The 19,922-nt window shown below is 41.6% G+C and carries 16 protein-coding genes; 6 read left to right on the top strand and 10 right to left on the bottom strand.

What is annotated here, in order from left to right; all coding sequences use genetic code 11:
- The first annotated feature begins 160 nt into the window (after positions 1 to 160).
- Positions 161 to 1,174, top strand: coding sequence for a LacI family DNA-binding transcriptional regulator (locus ABIC84_RS23065; protein ID WP_429265077.1), 1,014 nt, complete (start codon positions 161 to 163; stop codon positions 1,172 to 1,174).
- 274 nt (positions 1,175 to 1,448) lie between these two features.
- Here ABIC84_RS23065 and ABIC84_RS23070 read toward each other — a convergent pair whose 3' ends face one another.
- On the bottom strand, positions 1,449 to 2,909 hold the full coding sequence (locus ABIC84_RS23070) for a PLP-dependent aminotransferase family protein (protein WP_429265078.1): 1,461 nt from the start codon (positions 2,907 to 2,909) through the stop codon (positions 1,449 to 1,451).
- Positions 2,910 to 3,165: 256 nt separating this feature from the next.
- Between ABIC84_RS23070 and ABIC84_RS23075 the strand changes: the two genes are divergently transcribed.
- Positions 3,166 to 3,603: a carboxymuconolactone decarboxylase family protein gene (locus tag ABIC84_RS23075; RefSeq protein ID WP_429265079.1), complete on the top strand. Its 438-nt coding sequence runs from the start codon at positions 3,166 to 3,168 to the stop codon at positions 3,601 to 3,603.
- Between the two features lie 64 nt (positions 3,604 to 3,667).
- Complete coding sequence (locus tag ABIC84_RS23080) at positions 3,668 to 4,378, top strand: SDR family oxidoreductase (RefSeq protein ID WP_429265080.1); 711 nt, start codon at positions 3,668 to 3,670, stop codon at positions 4,376 to 4,378.
- A gap of 41 nt (positions 4,379 to 4,419) precedes the next feature.
- Here ABIC84_RS23080 and ABIC84_RS23085 read toward each other — a convergent pair whose 3' ends face one another.
- Both ABIC84_RS23085 and ABIC84_RS23090 read right to left on the bottom strand, forming a co-directional pair.
- Positions 4,420 to 5,829: an MFS transporter gene (locus ABIC84_RS23085; RefSeq protein WP_429265081.1), complete on the bottom strand. Its 1,410-nt coding sequence runs from the start codon at positions 5,827 to 5,829 to the stop codon at positions 4,420 to 4,422.
- A 31-nt stretch (positions 5,830 to 5,860) separates the two neighbouring features.
- Positions 5,861 to 6,895, bottom strand: coding sequence for a bifunctional transcriptional activator/DNA repair enzyme AdaA (locus ABIC84_RS23090; protein WP_429265082.1), 1,035 nt, complete (start codon positions 6,893 to 6,895; stop codon positions 5,861 to 5,863).
- 364 nt (positions 6,896 to 7,259) lie between these two features.
- Between ABIC84_RS23090 and ABIC84_RS23095 the strand changes: the two genes are divergently transcribed.
- Both ABIC84_RS23095 and ABIC84_RS23100 read left to right on the top strand, forming a co-directional pair.
- Positions 7,260 to 7,538, top strand: coding sequence for a hypothetical protein (locus ABIC84_RS23095; protein WP_426586096.1), 279 nt, complete (start codon positions 7,260 to 7,262; stop codon positions 7,536 to 7,538).
- Between the two features lie 420 nt (positions 7,539 to 7,958).
- On the top strand, positions 7,959 to 10,505 hold the full coding sequence (locus ABIC84_RS23100; protein ID WP_429265083.1) for a glycosyl hydrolase 115 family protein: 2,547 nt from the start codon (positions 7,959 to 7,961) through the stop codon (positions 10,503 to 10,505).
- A 273-nt stretch (positions 10,506 to 10,778) separates the two neighbouring features.
- Here the strand turns inward: ABIC84_RS23100 and ABIC84_RS23105 are convergent, their stop codons facing one another.
- A complete protein-coding gene (locus ABIC84_RS23105) occupies positions 10,779 to 11,522 on the bottom strand; it encodes a LytR/AlgR family response regulator transcription factor (protein WP_429265084.1) in 744 nt (247 codons plus the stop codon).
- Positions 11,519 to 12,505 (bottom strand): sensor histidine kinase, encoded by a 987-nt coding sequence (locus tag ABIC84_RS23110; RefSeq protein WP_429265085.1) that lies wholly within the window; start codon positions 12,503 to 12,505, stop codon positions 11,519 to 11,521. Before ABIC84_RS23110 ends, ABIC84_RS23105 begins: the two co-directional genes overlap by 4 nt.
- 404 nt (positions 12,506 to 12,909) lie before the next feature.
- Here ABIC84_RS23110 and ABIC84_RS23115 point away from each other — a divergent pair, with 404 nt between their 5' ends.
- On the top strand, positions 12,910 to 15,465 hold the full coding sequence (locus ABIC84_RS23115) for a TonB-dependent receptor domain-containing protein (protein WP_429265086.1): 2,556 nt from the start codon (positions 12,910 to 12,912) through the stop codon (positions 15,463 to 15,465).
- Positions 15,466 to 15,715: 250 nt separating this feature from the next.
- Here the strand turns inward: ABIC84_RS23115 and ABIC84_RS23120 are convergent, their stop codons facing one another.
- The 5 genes from ABIC84_RS23120 to ABIC84_RS23140 form a co-directional block, all read right to left on the bottom strand.
- Complete coding sequence (locus ABIC84_RS23120; RefSeq protein WP_429265087.1) at positions 15,716 to 16,762, bottom strand: PmoA family protein; 1,047 nt, start codon at positions 16,760 to 16,762, stop codon at positions 15,716 to 15,718.
- An 81-nt stretch (positions 16,763 to 16,843) separates the two neighbouring features.
- Positions 16,844 to 18,199, bottom strand: coding sequence for a Gfo/Idh/MocA family protein (locus ABIC84_RS23125; RefSeq protein ID WP_429265088.1), 1,356 nt, complete (start codon positions 18,197 to 18,199; stop codon positions 16,844 to 16,846).
- A gap of 463 nt (positions 18,200 to 18,662) precedes the next feature.
- Positions 18,663 to 19,112: an SRPBCC family protein gene (locus tag ABIC84_RS23130; protein WP_429265089.1), complete on the bottom strand. Its 450-nt coding sequence runs from the start codon at positions 19,110 to 19,112 to the stop codon at positions 18,663 to 18,665.
- Positions 19,109 to 19,435: an ArsR/SmtB family transcription factor gene (locus ABIC84_RS23135; protein ID WP_176627743.1), complete on the bottom strand. Its 327-nt coding sequence runs from the start codon at positions 19,433 to 19,435 to the stop codon at positions 19,109 to 19,111. Before ABIC84_RS23135 ends, ABIC84_RS23130 begins: the two co-directional genes overlap by 4 nt.
- Positions 19,416 to 19,865, bottom strand: coding sequence for an SRPBCC family protein (locus ABIC84_RS23140; protein WP_188832796.1), 450 nt, complete (start codon positions 19,863 to 19,865; stop codon positions 19,416 to 19,418). The genes ABIC84_RS23135 and ABIC84_RS23140 overlap by 20 nt, the downstream gene beginning before the upstream one ends.
- Between the last annotated feature and the right edge of the window lie 57 nt (positions 19,866 to 19,922).

Consider the following 19,922-nt stretch of genomic DNA (forward strand, 5'->3'; position numbering starts at 1 on the left):
TGTGTTTTTTTGATTACAATTATAGTTAATAAAACCGGTTTTGCAAGCTAAAAAGGCAATATTTGAAGCTGGATTTTAACTTAACAGCGCCAGCCCTTTTGAAATTCGGAATAATGGTTAACAGACCGGCTTTAATTCTTAGTTTTGTTTCCAGTTTAAAATGAAAAAATTATCGATTAACGATATTGCTCGTCAGTTGAATGTAGCCAAGTCTACGGTCTCTTTTATTTTGAACGGAAAGGCGGGGGAAAAAAGAATAAGCGAAGAGCTATCCATAAAAGTTTTAGCATTTGCCGAACAAATGGGGTATAGGCCCAGTCAGCTGGCCAAGAGCCTGAGCACAGGCAAAACGCAGATGATCTGCCTTATGGTTGAAAAGATTTCCGATCATTTCTTTTCTCGAATTGCCTATCACCTGGAAGCTCTGGCTTATAAAAACGGTTACAAGATCATTTACTGCAGTACGGAAAATGATACTGAAAAGGCCAGGGAGCTGTTAAGCGTATTTCGGGCGCGTCAGGTCGATGGGTATATCATCACCCCGCCTGCTAATATAGATGCCGAAATCAGGGGGTTATTAAGAGATAACCTGCCGGTTGTATTGTTTGACAGATACCTGCCCGATACGCTAACAGACTACGTTGGATTAGACAACTATAACGGCACCAGAGAAGCAGTTGAGCATTTGATTATAGCGGGAGCAAAAAGGGTTGCATTAGTTACCATAAGTTCGGATCAAACTCAAATGCTCGAAAGGCTCGCCGGTTATGAGGCAGCTTTAGCGTTACATAAATTAAAACCCCTGGTACTTAAAGCGTCATTTGAAGATGACATGGAAGCTACGATAAACCTGATTGTCCAATTCTTAAGGAACAATGCTGATGTCGATGCGATTTTATTTGCAACTAATTATCTCGCATTAAGCGGTATAAAAGCAGTTAACGAACTGGAATTAAATATTCCGGCTGATATTTCTGTAATAGCTTTCGACGATCACGAAGTATTCAATATTTTAAACCCGCCCATCAGCGCAATTGCCCAACCTATAGCGGAAATCGCTACGCAACTGTTCCATATGCTGTTGGACCGGTTGCAAAACAAAAATACGCTGAATGATGTAAGTAAGGTCATTGTCAAGCCTGATCTGGTATTAAGGAGGTCGACAAAACAATAGCCTCAAGGGATATCTGGAACTTCTGAAACCTGAAATTTGCTATTGGCAAAAATTTGCCTTCAGAGCAATGAACACAACAAGCGGTTTTAAATATTATTGATCAGATGCTTTGACCAAGCATCTGCTTTGGCTTTGAAAAAGTATTCCGAAGTCTGGCGGAATTTCTTGCGGTCATCTCCGTTGATGACAACAGTAAACACCTTTTGTTGGTATGCGCGGCTCTAAAGCAGGTATGTGGACCTGCTAAGGGCGCAATTACCCCCGCGGCCGTTATTTACAAGGACATAGCTAAGATGTTTATTGTTTCGCTTAATTCGTTTAAATTCATCGAGGCAAATCCAAAACGGATTGCGTTGTACTTAATCTCAGGGGTATCGAATAAATTACCATCATTAACATACAACCCCCGCTTCGCTGCTCTGGCTGCAATATTGTTCAGCGGATAATTTTTATCAAATTTGAGCCATATGGCCAAGCCACCGGAAGGTTTTTGGAATGCTGCTACCCCTTTCAGGTGTGCTTCTAATTCGGCGCATAGATGATCCCGCCTTTCGAGATATATTTTATTTGCCTTTTTCAGATGCTTGCTGATGTCTCCGTTTATCAGCAAAGTTGCAAGCGCATCTTCCAAAATATGATCCCCTTTCATATCTATCAATCTCCGTAACCGGACAGCTTTTCTGATAAAGTCTGTTGGACCTATCATAAAGCCTATGCGAATACTGGTTGTCAAAGATTTTGAAAATGATCCGATATACACCACCCGGTTATGATGATTACCTGCTGCAAGGGGAAGGTACGGAGACGAGCTGTAATGAAAGTCATAATCGTAATCGTCCTCGACAATAATAAAATTGAATTGTTCAGCCAGTTCCAGTAATCGAATTCGCCTTAAAGGGCTTAAGGTCACGGTTGTAGGATGATGATGATGCGGTATCAGATAAAGCATACTAATCGGGTGTTTTTTACAAACTTCTGCTACCGCTGCAACATCAATTCCGTTCTCGTCTACAGGCACCCTTATAATATGTGCTCCCATATGATTGAAAACATCATTGGCAACATAAAAGCCTGGCTCGCCAACCACTACATACTTTCCTGGAGACAATAGCAAACTCGCCGCTATGTAAATGCTCATCTGCGCACCATGAGTGATGATGACGTGTTGTTCCTGTAATTGAATTCCGCGGGTAGCTCCAAGATGGTTCACCAATGCAGTTCGTAGCTTAATTGACCCCGGGGGCAGTGTCGCAGGTATATGCCTGAAAGCGTATGAATTTCTCATACGGCTATTATACTCCCGGTTAAGCAGGTGCAAGGGAGCCAACCGGTGATCAGGATGCCCGTCATCGATGATCAATTGAAACACCTCCGGTTTTATCAGGGCTGTTGAAGCCTGGTTGGTTAGAGGGATCTGAACAGTGGTTTCATACCCATAACCAGCAGTTTGTTTATCCCATTTTCGGGGCCTGAATTCCGGTAGTTCCAACGCAACTGCAAATCCTTTTCGGGCAATCGGATATATCCAGCCCTGGGCCTCCATTTCATTAAAAGCGGCGATAACTGTCTTACGGTGCACTTTTAATAAGGAAGCCATTGCTCGTGTGCCTGGCAAAAGATCGCCTTTATTAATCACGCCGTTTCTGATATGCTCGATCAACTGGTTGGCAATTTGTCTAAACACTGCCAGATTATCCGACCTGTTGATAGAAATAAGTGTTTCGAATGGAAGCATGGACTACCTGAATTTTAAAAACTGGATCACAAAGATAGTCCTATTTGATTTTAATTTTGGCGAAGAAACACGAAATCACTTTAGAAACGATCTTATCATCTCAATTAGGTAACAGATAGTTCAGGCATGCTCCTGCTGCTTATTGCAACAGGTGCACAAATGTGTTATCCTGAACCGGTATGAGCCGTATTAAAAAGGACGTTTATTTCTTACCAAGAACAGTGAGTTTCGAATAATTAAAGGCAAAATTACTACTATGTCAAACAGAACAATTCTCAGAGATGCTGATCCGGAAGCATTTAAAGTTATGATGGGATTCGAGCGATATCTTTCACAGAGTTCTTTAACGAAAACTCATGCAGAACTGATAAAGATCAGGGTATCGCAAATTAATGGTTGCTCTTATTGCATTGATAAACATATTACAGACGCAATAGCGGCCGGTGAAAGCCATCGTCGTATTCATTTATTAAGTGTATGGCGTGACACACCGTTCTTCTCCGAACAAGAACGGGCAATTTTAGCTTTGGCGGAAGAAATGACACATCTTTCCTCTCACGGTATTTCTGATGAAGTTTATGACCATGCAGTTAAACTACTGGGACAGAAATATTTTACAGAAGTAATGATGGGAGTTATTGCGATGAATGCCTGGAATCGTGTCGGGATAACTACAGGGAGAAAGCCTTCATAATAAATAGTGCCTTTATGAATAAAGTTGCTTAAAAACTTTTAGGTCACAATTACGATTAAACAATATGAAAGATAATAAGAAGGTATGTTTAATTACAGGTGCCAGCAGTGGTATTGGTTATTCAATCGCTAAGGCTTTAAGCGCTGATGGATATCAGCTGATTTTATCGGCGAGGCGAGAAGAAAAACTGAATGGCTTAAAAAATGACTTTACCGACGTATTTCCCGGAGATATCAATTCCGTAGAATATCAGGATAAACTGATAGAGTATATTTATAATCAATATGACCGATGTGATTACCTGTTTAATTGTGCGGGTACGCTTGAAACAGGGACTATTGATGATATAGATATTGAGAGGATGTGCGCAATGATGCGTGTGAATGTTGAATCGACGTTCCGCCTTACCTATGCATTGCTTAAGAGATTTAAAAAACAGGGTTTTGGTCATGTTATAAATATTTCAAGTGTCCTGGGAACCAAAGTCCGGCCGACAGCCGGAGCCTATTCTGCGACCAAATTTGCGATGGAAGCTTTATCTGAAGCCTTAAGACTTGAACTTGCGGGAAGTGCCGTACAAGTTTCATGTATTGAACCGGGACTGGTGATGACAGAGCTGCATAAAAACTGGGCAGTTCATCCTAAAGAGAGTATGGGCATTCACGAACCATTAAATACGGGCGATATTGTTTGTATTGTCAAGTTTATAATGGACCAGCCTGCCAATGTCAGAATTCCGAAGATTATGATCCTGCCAAGGGACCATAAAATATGATTGACACATCATGTTGGATAAATATATATTTAACACGCTGGTCAATAAGGTTTACTTGTAATTTTCGGCAACAGAAACAGCATAAGTGAAACGATGAATAAGAAGGCAATACTGCCAGACAGACTATAGTCAAATGCTTTTTTATAATCTGGATGCGCCTTATTAAAAGCAAGAACCTGATAAAAAATACCCGCCAATAGACTAATGCCCAACGCTGATGCAGTTTGTTGAAAAGTGGAAAAAACGCCTGCCGCAACGCCTGAAAATTTCGTTGGAATACTTTTCAAACCTATAGTAAGCAGGGAAGGTAAAACCAAACCGTTTCCAAGACCATATAATCCTATTAAAAGATTAATCGTAATCCAACTAACATGAGGTTCAAAAAATCGAAGCTGAAGCAAAAATGAAATTAAGATCAAAACTAACCCGACCTGAAGTACCCATTTACCGAATCTTACGATTAGTAATGAGGCAAAAAATGACGAGGCCATAAATAGCAGCGCGTGCAATATGAAAAACAGCCCGCAATTTAATGCGGAGTACCCCAACCCTGATTGAAGGTAAACCGCCGAAATTAACAAATACGAAGTATGCAGCATGAAATGAAATAAAACCGCCAACATTCCAATGTTAAAGTCTTTGATTTGAAACAAAGTCAGATCTATTAATGGTACTTTGTTACGCTGTAATTTTTGACGCTGATTAAGAACAAAATACACCCATACAAATATTGATAATGTCAACATTACCAAACTCGATAGTGGCCAGCCTAAATCGCGGCCTTGCGTTAGTGGATAGATTGTTGTAGCCAGCGCTATCGTAAGTATGATCGAACCCTGATAATCAAATGCAGCTTTACTATCTTTTTCTGTTTCTTCTAAAAACTTCCAAATGGCTAAAAGAGAAATGGTACCAATTGGCAGATTGATTAAAAAAACAAGTCGCCACCCCGCGATCCAAAAGTGAGTATCAACAAGGTAACCGCCCAATATCTGGCCAATTATTGCCGCAATGCTCAGCGTAATACCGTACCAGCCAACGGCGGTCGCTCTTTCTTTTTCATTGCTAAATAGAATTTGGATAAAAGCGAGGGATTGCGGCGCCATAAAAGCCGAGCTTACTCCCTGAAAAAAACGCGTAATATTGAGCTGAAATGGCGTTTGTGATAAGCCGCACAGACATGAGGTAAGTGTAAAGTAAAACATTCCCCAAAAGAAGACCTTTTTCCGGCCGAAATAGTCACCCGCCCGGCCACCCGTGATCAGAAATGAAGCACTTCCCAACAGATAACCTGCAATCATTAACTGGACGTCGCCATTGCTGGCATGTACGCCATTTTTAATGCCCGGAATGGCCATATTAATAATAAAAATATCAATTACGTAGAGCAATGGAGCAGTCAAAACAACTGCCAGTACGAACCATTTTTGGTTCATATTCTTTGTTTTCATAGTAAGTAAGTGAATTAAACTTTAGAAGAGATCAGGATTTTTTTTCGTGCTGAAGCAGCCATTGCTTACGCCAGATTCCACCGCCATAACCTGTCATTGCTCCATTTTCGCCGATCACCCGGTGACAAGGTATCAGTATGGCAATCCTATTCATACCGTTAGCATTTGCCACAGCACGTATCGCGTCTGGGCTGCCAATATCAATGGCTTGTTGCTTATAAGACCGGATTTCACCAAAGGGAAGCTGCTGAAGCGCATGCCATACTTTTTGCTGAAATTTGGTTCCTGGCATAAATAGTGGAATGGTAAATTGTCTTCTGCTTCCTTCAAAATATTCATTCAGCTGTTGGGTCAACATGCTAAAATGCCGGTTATTACCAGGAATGATTTTTGCCTTCAGTATTTTAGCCAGTGATTTTAACTCTGTTTCCAGCATTTTGCGGCCGGTAAATTCCAGTAGGCAAATTCCTTGATCCACTGCGCAGGCAATCATGGTTCCCAGTTGGGTTTCTATCCGGGTAAGATCAATCACATTTTTATCGCGGCTTTGACTTGGTGGTGCCCCAAAAACATTCTTGAATAGATCGTTAAAACCACTTAATGATTCGTAACCTGCTTCAAACGCGGCTATTGTCACAGCCTCACCTTTTTGGATCTTTTTGAAAGCCGAATTTATCCGAAACATTCGCTGATAAGCATTAAAAGTAATTCCATGATTTTTTAAAAACCACCTGCGAATGGTTACAGGCTGAATTCCTCTGGAGATAAGGTCACTCTCACGAAATCTTAAAGAAGGATTTTCGTTCAGTTCCTCAATTATCCTTTTAATAAACGTGGGCGTCTCACCCAGCTTTTCGAGCGGATTACATACCTTGCATGGCCTATAACCTTTTTTGAGTGCTTCGTTTGCTGTTTCAAGGAATTCTACGTTCTCTATTTTAGGTTTTCTTGCTGTGCAGCTTGGCCGGCAAAAAATGCCGGTACTTTTTACCGCGGTAAAGAAAACCCCTTCGAACTTTACATCCTTATCTATAATCGCCTGGTACATTGTTTCACGGGTCATCATCGTATTTTTTGTCAAAATTACCCTTGTCCAATCCTTGCAGCAACCGAAAACCGGACAACTATTTTTCTGAATATTTTAAAGTTAATGCTTCTTGCCCGGTGTTTTTAATCAGTACACTTGATTTGTTGCGCTGTTCAATATTATAAAGCACAGCGACAATTATAGCAAAGAAACATCCGATTGCAGCTAATGACCGGATCATATTGTGCTTGTTCCAATTATTTAGTAAACAAGCCAGTTGGCAAGGAGGTGATTGAGCGGCCAGGTTATAATTAACTGTTAATCGGTACGTTCCCAAACCTTGTTACTAACAAACTGATTAAGACTAAAACTGCGGAAAGAATAAGCAAACCTGTCACAATTGATGAGTAACGAACGACCATTGTACACCAAAAATATAAGCGCGAGTTTTGTACGTTATGTGATGGGCGATGGGCTAAACAATGAAGGCGGTGGCTGCGGTATATTGCCGAACCATGATTCCATCCTTGTTGAGGGCGTTATTAACCCTGTAAAAATACTTCCGGCAGGTAAAAATACAACCCGGCCAGCTTGGTTAAGTGTAAGTGTACCGGTTACCGCTGTTGAAGGCCTTTACAGGGAGAATGTGAAGGTAATTGAAGGGGAAAATAGGCCCCTTTAATTTTACATTACGCTATACGAGTGCTTAACCCATACTTTGCCGGCACCGGAGCACTGGAAATTTCACCTTGACTTGTGGCACAACCTCTATATGTCCGAAACTAACAAAAATTTAATGGAAAGATTATGCATAACTCTATGCCCCGAAGCCTTTCACTGTTTTTATCAAAATATAGAGCGGCCGATATGCTAATCCTGCCGGTAAACCCCGATTGAAATTAACAGGTTGGGTTATTTTATGACGGAGTGAAAAATTAGCCGATATTACAGTGCCGATAGCTACAGCATAAAGGCCGCTGAAAAATAGAATAAAGGCGCTAAATTAGAGCAGAATTACGGATATTAATAACCTAACCAAACTGGTGGTTTAACTCACGAGTTCGGTTGATTTTTAATATGATCACATGATACAATATTATAAATGTTAAAATCACTCTTGAATACCCGCATAAGTTATTATAAATATTATAACCGCAGTATATTAAAAGCAACACCGCTACTGTTACTGGTAACCTTAACAACAATAAGCGTTAGTGCTCAAAATTTGAGTGTAAAAACTGCTTTAGCCTCAAAATCAACAGATATTACAGTGGCCACTGCTCAAAAAAGTATAAGTTTAGCTATTGATAATTCTGATTACCAGGCGGTGAAACTTGCGGCTGGCTTTTTTGCTGACGATATAAAACAGGTTACCGGAACTTCGCCGGCTATTACTACTTTGCAACACCCCGCCGGTGAAATGATTATTGCCGGCACTATTGGTAAAAGCCCAGCTATTGATAGGTTGATAGCTGCACACAAGATCAAAGATATTAATAAAATTAAAGGCCGTTGGGAGGCTTCATTATGGCAAATAGTTAACAACCCCGCACCTGGCGTAAAAAAAGCGCTCATTATAGTTGGAAGCGATAGACGAGGGACAGTTTATGGACTCTTACAAATTTCAAGGAAAATAGGTGTATCGCCGTGGCATTGGTGGGCAGATGTTCCTACTGCTAAAAGAAAAACAGTTACGATCTCCGTACCTAAACCAACTTGGGATGAACCGGCAGTTAAATATCGCGGTATTTTTATTAATGATGAAGACTGGGGAATAAATCAATGGGCGAGGAAAAACTTTGAAAAGGATTTTGCACATGGCATTGGCCCCAAAACATATGAAAAATTATTTGAATTGATGTTGCGTTTGCGGCTCAACTATATTTGGCCTGCTATGCATGAAGTGTCTAAAGAATTTGGCGACACTCCCGAGAATGTAGCTTTGGCCGATCATTATGGTATTGTTGCAGGTTCATCACATTGCGAACCGATGCTGTATAATAACGTGCATTGGAACGAGAGACTTAAAGGTGTATGGAATTATAGCACTAATCCTGATAGTATTTATAAATACTGGAAAGAAACTGCTAAGCACAGAAAAGACAAAGAAGCAGTTTGGACAATGGGTATACGTGGTATACATGATCGTGGTATGGAATCGCCACCGTCAGGTATACCTGAAAGGATAACCCTTTTAGAAAAGGTATTTAAAGACCAGCGAGATCTTATTAATCAATACGTCAATAAACAATGGGGGGCTGTTGCTCAATGTTTTGTTCCTTATAAAGAGGTATTGCCTGTGTATGATGCCGGCTTGAAAGTACCTGGTGATGTAACTCTGATTTGGGTAGATGACAATTTTGGATACATTCGCCGCTTATCGAATCCAACCGAAAGGAAGCGGTCTGGCGGTAGCGGATTATACTGGCATTTATCTTACTACGGAGGTCCTCATTCGTATACCTGGATCAATTCTACCGCCCCGGCATTGATGTGGGAAGAGTTTCATAAGGCCTGGGAAAATCAGGCCCGGACGATGTGGGTGATTAACGTAGGTGATGTTAAACCGATGGAATTGGGGATCGACTATTTTTCACGCTTATCATGGAACCCGGAAAGTCAACAGGCGGATGCACAACCCCAATTTTTAAAAACATTTCTCACAGAGCATTTTAATGAAAATGTAACTACGCTTAACAATTTGCTCACAGAATTTTATCGTTTAGGCACAGTACGAAAACCCGAATTAATGAATCGTGATTGGGCTATTTCTTTGTCAGATAAAGAAGCTATGCAATTACAAGCTGATTATCAGAAATTATTAAATCTTGAAACTTCTGTAGCAAAGTCCGTACCCTTAAATAAGCAGGATCCTTATACAGAAATGATTGGTTTTCCGGCCCGTATCATGGCAGAAACCGGACTTATATTTATGCATGACAGGGCAATTATTTATGGCGCAAATCAAGCTGTCCATCAGGTCGAGATAGATCGCCTTAAAGCAGCTTTAGAATCCGAAGTTGATAATTACAACAATAAAATAGCAGGGGGAAGATGGCAATATATGATGCCGGGAACAGTAACCGGTCAAAATCTTCTATCATGGAATAGCCAGGTAGCATGGCCATGGGCTGAAACCAGGAAACCGGATACCACCAAAAAAGCAATTCAGGCGGATATAACAAGAAACGCTTCATCTGCCGATGAACAAACCACAGCTGGAACCGCAAAATGGTCGGTTATACCAGGATTGGGCAATAGCGGCCGGGCTATGGCATTGACACCGGTTAACCTTAATTTATCATGGAAACCTGGTGATGTAAAAGCTCCAACATTGAATTACAATTTTAAAACTGATGGTAATTCAGCAAAGGTGAGGATTGATTTTATGCCAACTTTTAGAATTTATCCGGGTATGCAATTAAGGGTAGCCATTTTAGTTGATAATAAATTTATTTCAACAACAGAAGTGCCGGGGTCAAATGGCAAGGAAGTTGAGAATGGACCCAACCGTAACCAGGGTATTAGAAATAATTACGTTAGTGCATTAATAGATTTACCAGCATTAACCACCGGGACACATAAATTATCTATCAGGGCTATTGACCCTGGCGTAGTAATTGATAAAATTTCATTTTATAAAAATTAGCGTTCTTAACTTTTTTATTTATTCCCAAAGCCTACGGTCCCAAAAGAAAAGATATATTCGGGAAACCGTTCCTGAGGAAATCAGTAGCTGATTGCTGCGTGTGCTTCTTAAAGTATTTTACAAAGTAGGATGGGCGTCTACGACCCATGCAAACCTCCATTCCTTTATGGCAGGATCTGTAAAATTTGTATTGGAACATGTAGAGCCGTTTTAGAGAAACGAGGGTTATGCCAGCTCATGAATATTTAACCCCTGATGAACAACAAATGATGATCAAGACCAATCCTTAAGGAATGAGGCAAAAACTTCTTTATATTGTTCTGTTACAGGTATCGTAGTATTTGTAATTTGGACAGAATTTTTGGTAACGGATTTGACTGCTTCTTTGGATACGATAAATGAGCGGTGAATTCGCAGGAAAATACTGGCCGGGAGTTTCTCTTCAAGGTTTTTCAGGCTCGTGAGGGTTAATAACGGTTTATCCTGGTTCGCCAGGAAAATCTTTACATAATCTTTAAGTCCTTCGATATAAAGGATGTCTGCTATATTAACCTTTACCAGCTGATAATCAACCTTAAGATAAATATAGTTCTTTTCAACAGGCGTTCCGGGAGTTATATTATTTTGAGCGCTTTCCAAAATCTCAAAATAATCATATGCTTTGGCAGCCGCTTTTGAAAAATCAACAAAACTAAACGGTTTCAGTAAGTAATCTAACGCGTTTACCTTAAAACCCTCTAAAGCATACTGATCATAAGCTGTTGTAAATATAACGCGCGGATCTTTTTTCTTTCCGGTTTGCTCAATGATCCGGGCCAGTTCAACACCGCTTAGGTCAGCCATCCTGATGTCTAAAAATATCAATTGAAGACCGGGTTGTTGATGAATAGCTTTCAGCGCTTCGATAGCGTTGCCGAACGTACCCTGTAAATTTAAAAACGGGGTTTGTTCAATGTACGAAGTAATTAGCTTTAAAGCTATCGGTTCGTCATCTACAGCTATGCAGTCAATTTTCATTTGAATCGGAAAGTTAAATTTACAATGAATTCCCTGATATTGGAGTCGCGGTCAACCGATAATGTGTAGCGCCCGGGATATAGCAGGTCGAGCCTTCTTTTCGTATTTACAATACCGATGCCATTACTATCTTCCAACTGAGCTGTCTGTTCGTCAAAAAGGGAATTCCTGATCTCCAGCTTCAACTCTTTGGCAGATTGGCTGACCTCTATATAAATGTAACTTGGGTGTACACCGCTGATGCCATGCTTAAAGGCATTTTCAACAAATGGCAGGAAAAGCATGGGTGCTATTTCATGATTTTTTAGGTTGACCTGTTTTTCAAAAATGATCTGTACATCATCGCTCAGTCTCAGCTTCATCAGCTTGATATAGTCCTCAATAAATTTGATCTCCTTTTCCAAGTCGGTCAGATCGTTCTTGGTTTCATAAATAACATAACGCATCATATGCGAAAGCGTGTAAACCGCATCTTTAGACGCCACAGGGTTGCTATCGGCGAGTGCATAAATGGTATGCAGGATATTAAAAAAGAAGTGCGGATTGATCTGCGCTTTTAAAAAAGAAAGCTCTGAGCTGATTTTTTCCTGTTCAGTAGCACGGAAGGCTTCCTGGTCGGCCTTAATTTTCCTGGAGACCGCGATGATTGTGCTCACTCCGAGTAAAACAAGCGCAGTTATAATGGTCCAATAGTTATAAACATGGTTATCGTCAGATGATTTTTTTGCCGGGTTTTTGTAAACTTTGGTAAATACAGCCTTCCAGCCGGTTATTTCATCTAACCAATTGTTTAAGTACACAACGGAGACGAGAATAGCTATCATCAAAAGAACAAATAATACAGCCTTGTTTTTGTAAATCAGTTGGGGAGTAAAGTACAGCAGGTTGGCATAGAATAACGTTGCCCATACCAAATGTATCAATACCTGTTTGATCCAAAATTCACCGGGGAGTTTTAAGGGCCAGGATAATGGGAATAACATTAACGCTAATAAACAGGCCACTATATAAAAGTGAACTGAGAAAAAGATCTTCTTTAAGCCTGAAAAAGCCATATCGCGAATTTTACCATAAAAATAGCGGAAAAAAAGTGCGTTTTGTTTCTCAGGCAAAACGCACCATACTGTATCAAATACAGTAATCAACTAAATCCCATCTCACCGGGATGCTGCAAATGACAAAATGTTTTTTTATTTTTTTTAAGTAATAGATGGTTTACAGGAACTAATAGACAGAATGACAACTTTGATCTATAGCTTATATTGAAAATTCCTCAATCACAAAGCCATAGACTCTAACGTTCGTTTGGTCTATTATTAAGGCCGATCCGTCTATTCTGCAGATTTTGATCAATGTATTTACTTTGTTTTGTTTCAAAATCTCGAATATGGGAACTGAAAATTACAAGTTCAACTTAAAAAATACAACGAGCCTGCGGGCATTGAAACTGATAACCTGGTTTTTATTGGCAGCAGGGACCGTGCAAGCCCAACAGCCCGCAGGCCCGCCATCAGGTGCCCCTATGGGTAATGGAACTATCTTCGGAACCGTAATAGACTCCCTGACTAAAAAGCCGCTGGACTATTCGACAGTAAGCTTATTTAAAGCAGGTACAACTGCTCCAGTGAACGGTAGCCTGACAGATCAGAAAGGTAGTTTCAAAATCACCAGTGTGGCGCCGGGAACTTATCGCATCCAAATCGCTTTTATAGGTTACTCCACCAAAACAATTGACGGCGTTGTTTTAACGGGAGCCAAAACCGACAGAAACCTTGGGCAGGTTATCGTTTCGCCAAGCGCTAAGATGCTGGCTGATGTTCAGGTTACCGGGCAAAGAGCCCTGGTGGAAAACCACATTGACAAATTAGTTTTTAATGCAGAAAAAGATGTGACCAGTGCCGGCGGCAATGCTTCTGATATCCTGCGCAAAGTGCCCATGGTTTCGGTTGACATGGACGGCAATGTTTCCCTGCGCGGAAATCAAAACGTGCGGATACTGATCAATGGCAAGCCTTCAGGAGCGTTGGTAACCAATGCGGGCGACGTTTTGAAATCCATGCCTTCTGATCAGATCAAGAATATTGAAGTGATAACGGCGCCCTCGGCTAAATACGATGCGGAAGGTTCGGCTGGCATTATCAATATTATTACTAAGAAGAAGGAAGTTGCCGGTGTAAGCGGCTCCGTCAATATGGGTGTAGGCACTCGTCAAAACAATGAGAGCGGAAATATCAATTTCAACAAAAATAAATTAAGCATCACAGCTAACCTGGGTTATAACGTGGGATGGCCGCAAACCACCTATCAATCTTTCAGCAGTCGAAATACCGAACTGGTTACATCATCCTCGTCAAACGGGCAAAGTACATCAAATCGTCATTTTACCAATGGCTCGGCATCTTTGGGATATGATTTTAATGATCAAAACACGTTTAACTCTACTTTTAGCCTAAGGGGAGGGGCATTTAAAAATAAAGGTAACTCGGTCAATAGCAATAATTCTGCATCAGAGGGAAATATCGATTATACAGCCTTAACAAGCAACGAATTCAAAGTCTCCAACTTTGACTGGAATAACGATTTTACCCATAAGTTTAAAAAGGAAGGTGAAGAATTAAGCTTTGCTTTTCAATGGACACATGGCACATCAGATGTAAACTATCTGTCAGAATATTCTGCTTTTACCCAAAACCAGCATGCGGTTAATAACGGTACCAATAACGAGTATACTTACCAGCTGGATTACGTACTACCAATCAGCAGGGTATTTAAGCTGGAAACAGGTGCGAAAAGTATTTTAAGGAGGATATCCAGCGAATACGATTTTTTCAATCCAGATGCTTCAGGCGCGTACGTATTTAATACGGCCACATCCAACACCTATAGTTACGACCAGGACGTGTACTCGGGCTACGGCTTGCTTACTGCAAATTTGAAAGATGGTTTTACTGTACAGGCAGGTGCCCGGTTAGAGAATACAAAAATTAATGGAAATTCGGGTAATGTCAGTGCGGGCCTGGCACCTTTTGATAATACCTATACCAATTTTATTCCAAGCTTTGTGATTTCAAAGGCTTTAACGCCTACCCAAACGCTGAAACTAAGCTATAGTAAGCGTATCCAGCGGCCGAGCCTGCAATATTTAAACCCGTTTCTGAATACCAGCAACCCTCTCAACCAAACGCAGGGTAACCCGGAATTGTCGCCAGAAATTACGCAGACCGTGGAAATGACTTATTCTACCTTCATCAAAAGCAGTGTGATCAATGCCTCCGTCTATTATAGGAAGACCGATGATATTATTGAAAGCTACGTGCGTACAGTGCCTTACACCACGGTGGATAATAACGGGAACCCGGTTACCAGGGATGTTTCCCTCACCAATTACCTTAACGTGGGTAACAATAATTCCGTTGGTGTAACCTTCTTTGGCTCAACAGAATTGTTCAAGGTCCTAACCATACGGGGCAACGTTAATGCATTTACCTATAAACCGCAGGTGATCAGTAGCCTACAGCAAGCAAGCCAGTCTACCTATGTTCAGTACAATGCCTTCATTAGCGGAACAGTAAAAATAAACAAGGCTTTGTCTGCCGAAACTTTTTTGATCCAGAACTCGGCAAGGAGAACTTTCCAGGGAACAAACCCCTCTTTCAATTTATGGGTGATAGGTTTGAAGCAGGATGTTTGGAAAAAACGCGGAACTATTGGTTTGAACATTACCCAGCCATTTAAGGATTATAAAGACTTTACTTCCAATATCAATAGCGGCCCGCTTAGTCAAAGCAGCAGGTTCTCAGTGCCGTTCAGATCTTTTGGCGTTAGCTTTGCCTACAATTTCGGTAAAATGAATTTTGGTCCGCAGATGCCTAAGAAGAAACGCGGCGTTAACAATGATGATTTAAAACAGGGTGACAGCAATGGGCAAGGGGCGCAAAATTGATAGACAATATTGAGGGAGAGTTTTTTGAGTAATACCCTTATCACGGTAAAATGATGGCTATATGGGCTATATCCAACGAACTGATGCCGGTAACGACACACAGCCCGACTGAAACGAAAAGTAACAACCCCGTAATTACCTGAACCTTGCGCCGGGATCAGCGGGCCGTGACATACCTGCCGGGATATTTAAAAATGATAAAAAGTAATTCTGATAAATATCCCGGACCGGTTTGTTTGATATGGTGATGCTATTTAAATGACTTAAAAGCCTCCGCAGCCTGGTTTAATTGCGCTGCGCTGTTAGTTTGCGGCCCATTGTGTATGATAATCCGATACCTGAATGTTACCGATTCGCCTTTCTTTAAAGTCAGGTTCTTTTCAGATTTGCCGTTGGTAAACACCTTTTCGCCCAGCGGATTGGCTGCAAACAGGCCGTAGCCACGGGCATGCCAAAAAGTAGGATAATTAGGGTTTTGAGGATGATCGATAATGGTAACGCTTACCGAATCGGTTCCAATTTTACCATATACCTTGCACCATACGCCGCGGGTGCTCCATGCGTCGTTACCTGTTTTGCCTTCGCTGGTGAGGTAAGTACCGTTGGCAACTTTATCGGTACCACCTTTTACTATGGTAACATTACCCTTATCGTCAGTAAATTTCTGGTCGGCAGGGTCAGGGATTTGCAGCTCATGGGCCAGACGCAGGCCAAGCATGCCATCTTTGGCATCTTTAAAAAGAGCGTCCTTATCCGCAGTAAGCGTAGTTACACGGTCAATGATCCGTTCCCGGGCATTTCCGCTAAATTCAAAGCGGGTTTGCTCTTCCAGTATTACTTGTTTTTGCTGATCTGTCCAGTTTGCATGATAGGCTAATATGCCTTTTGTCCCATCTTTTGTTTCCAAAATTTTGTCGGTGCGGATCCAGCCATAACTGCTCTTTTTAGCCGCAGGTATGGCATAGGAGTTATTCCAGAAATCCAGACCGTTCAGGTTTTCAAAGTTAAACCATAATCCTATGTGATGCGGATGATCTGTAGGATCGCCGGGCCGTGGGGCCAACGGAAAGCCGCGGGTTACCAATGTGCCGTTTGCCGACCGCAAAGGGTAAAGAACGGGTTTTTCTAAAGTATCCGGATACAGGAAACTGGTAAAGGGTTTTCCACCTATCAGGATATCTATTTTATTATTTGTTGCTTTTACCAGCCTTACCGGTTCGGCTTTTTGAGCGTGTACTACAGGAAACAATAGCATATTTGCGGCAACGGCAAGTCCCAGTTTTTTTATGATCTTCATTGCTTGATGTAAGGTTAAAAAGGCTGTGCGCTAATGGCAAGGCACAGCCGATGTCAATAATGTTTGTGACCTATCCAGCTATTAATATTTAAAAACTTTTCCATTAGCCATTACCTCCTGGGTAGCTTCATCAAAAGTGGCCTTGTAGCCGGTATGAACAGCTGCATTGGTCATGATATTGGCTATCGAATGGCTGTAACCGGCTTCAACCGGGGCGTTTGGCTGCTTACGGCTGCGCACGCATTCCATCCAGTTGCGTACGTGGTTTGAAGTAAGTATATCACCTCCGGTATTGGCTGATGCTACCACCTTTTCGGTATTAGCCAGGCTAATCTCAGGCAGCAGGTTTGCCTTCATATGCATGGCATCGGCCATTTTTTGAGTAAGACCTCCTTTTGGCGATACTGTATTGGTGATGAGGTTAAGCTCGCCGCCGTTTGAATAGTAAATTTCGGCCGGATGCTCATCACCATTGTGCATGCGTGAGCCAAACGTAACCTGGAAGCCGGTTGAAGGATCATTAAGCGGACCGTAATCAAAAGCGGCCAGTATGGTATCCCAGTTGCGGCGCCCATCTTTCCACATATAGATGCCGCCGTTGGCAACTACACTACGCGGGTGTTTTAAGCCGGTAAACCAGTGTACAGTATCAATCTGATGGCTCATCCACTGTCCGGGCAGTCCTGACGAATATGGCCAGAACAGGCGGTATTCCAGGTATTTACGCGGGTCAAAACCTTCATAAGGCCGGTTCATGATAAAGCGTTTCCAGTCGGTATCCTGTTCCTTCAGCTGTCCTAATAACTCCGGCCGGCGCCAGCGGCCTGGTTGATTCACATTCCAGGTAAGCTCAACCATGGTGATAGGGCCAAACTTGCCCGAACTAATAAATTCATTGGCCGCATGATAATTAGCGCCGCTTCTGCGCTGCGATCCAATTTGCACAATTTTGCCCGATTCCTTTACTGCCTTTAAGGCAGCCCGGTTATCTTCCATGGTTTCGGCAAATGGTTTTTCTACATAAGCATCGCAGCCGGCCTTCACAGCTTCAATAGCATGGCGTGCATGCTGAAAATCGGCAGTGCTGATGAATACGGCGTCCACACTTTTACTATCATATAATTCTTCATTATTGCGGTAAGCTTTTACGTCATGCTGCATTTTTTCTTTCCAGAGGGCAGAGCCTTCCTCGCGCCGTTTGTTCCAGATATCGGATACGGCTACCACATCAAAGTTGAGTTCTTTATAATGGTTCATGAAACTGGGCACGTGCGAACTTTTGTGCCTGTCTGAAAAGCCTACCACCCCAACCCTGACCCGGTCATTGGCGCCAATGATACGTTTATAACTTTGTGCGCTCCAACTTTTGGGGGCAAGCATAATTCCGGCCCCGGCTAACGAGGCCTGCCTGATAAAGGTACGGCGTGATTTTTCCATGTAGTAAATAGTTTTATTTGCAGGTTGTTTTTCTTCAAAATACGGGTGCCGTCAGGGGGCGGACACCTTCATTTTTTGCTGATTAAAAGGTAAACTGGTTAAAGCCGGTGCTTATGCGCGACTAAATCAAATATCGAAGAATAGAATTGAAAAGCAATAGCGTTTTTAACTGTTAATGTAACAATAATACTGTTTTTTGTAAATCAGATTTCCTTTAATGTCCTGGTTTGAAATGTAACAGGTTAATATTTAATTAAGCTAATTGGTTAAGCAACCCTGATTTTTAGCAGTATAAAGTTTGAGATAAAACCCTAATTGATAATTGATTAAACCCTCAAGCGCCTTTCATGAAAAATGAAAGGCGCTTTCTTGCCTAAAAGTTGTTCGAAACTTTCAGGTTTTAGGTTCAATATATTGACTAATAGAATATTATGTTTTATTTGGTTAGCTTTAATTTCGTTAACTAACTTTCTTTAGGATTAGGCTCTCCTTTACCTGTGGTAATGAGGTTGTACAAACTTCCCGTAATATAACCGGCCCAGGCGTTTGAGCAAACCTCATAACATTCATGAGGTGGAACCAGACCCTGGTGGGTGAAGCGGATTTGTGTTTTGTCGTCCTGTTCGGAAATTTCAAAAATCACTTTGGTGCCTTTCCATTCGGTTTGATCTTTGGTGAAACTAAAATAGTTGTCCAGTACAAGCCAAACCACTTTTTGGTTGGGAACAACTTCTGTTAATTTCAAGGTACAGCGGTGAAGGGCCCTGGCTTTGTAGGTAAACTCGTCATTGAGTTTTTCTGTGCCGCCTTTAACTTCTTCCGACCACCATCCCCGAACATTATTGATAGCATCATAAGCCTCTTTAGAGGTTTTATCTACCGAAATGGTTATAGTTAAATCGTGATCTGTCATTTTTTGTTCATTTTATCGTTCATTAAAGCTCCCAGTTTGTCTAGTTTATCGCCCCAGAATTTATCATAGTAGGCTAACCAGGCCTGTAGCTCTTTAAAGCCGTCTTGCTTCAACACACAATGTCTTTCCCTGCCGATGTCTTGTATAGAGATAAACCCGGCGTTGTAAAGCACTTTGATATGCTTTGAAACGGCCGGTCGACTCATATCAAAGTTCTCAGCCAATGAGTTGATTGTACGGCTATCTTTTGAAAGCAGGTGCAGGATCTGCCTCCTGCTTGGGTCGGCAATTACCTGGAATACATCAAGCCTGTGCTGTTCCATCTTTTTCTGCGTTTATGATCTGCAGCATTTTGTTGATAAGCACCAACCAGCCTTTTTCCATCGAGCTAAACATCAACGGGTTTACAGAGTCTGCAAAATCACGGTGTACCAGCAAAAGTTCGGTGCCGTTATCTTTTTCTGTTAGCATCCAGTTCACTGTCGAATTGCTTAGTTCACCATTGCCTGAGCCGAATTTCCATGAATAAGAGAGTTTTTTGAAGGGGATAACCTCCAGGATCTTGCAATAAAAAATCCCGTCGAAATCCATCTCGGGCATAGGTTTGGCCTTAAGCTGAAATTCGTGACCCAGTACAGGTTTCAGATTGCCGGGCATGAGCCATTGCGATATCAGTTCCTGATCGGTTAAAAATTCCCAAACCACTGTGGGTGGGTGCGGGTAAAATAATTGGTGCTGAATAATTTTTGCCATTATAGGTAACTTTTAAGTTACTCAAATGTATAGGTAACTTTTAAGTTACGCAAATTT

Source organism: Mucilaginibacter sp. 3215 (genome assembly GCF_050433785.1).
Classification (GTDB): Bacteria; Bacteroidota; Bacteroidia; order Sphingobacteriales; family Sphingobacteriaceae; genus Mucilaginibacter.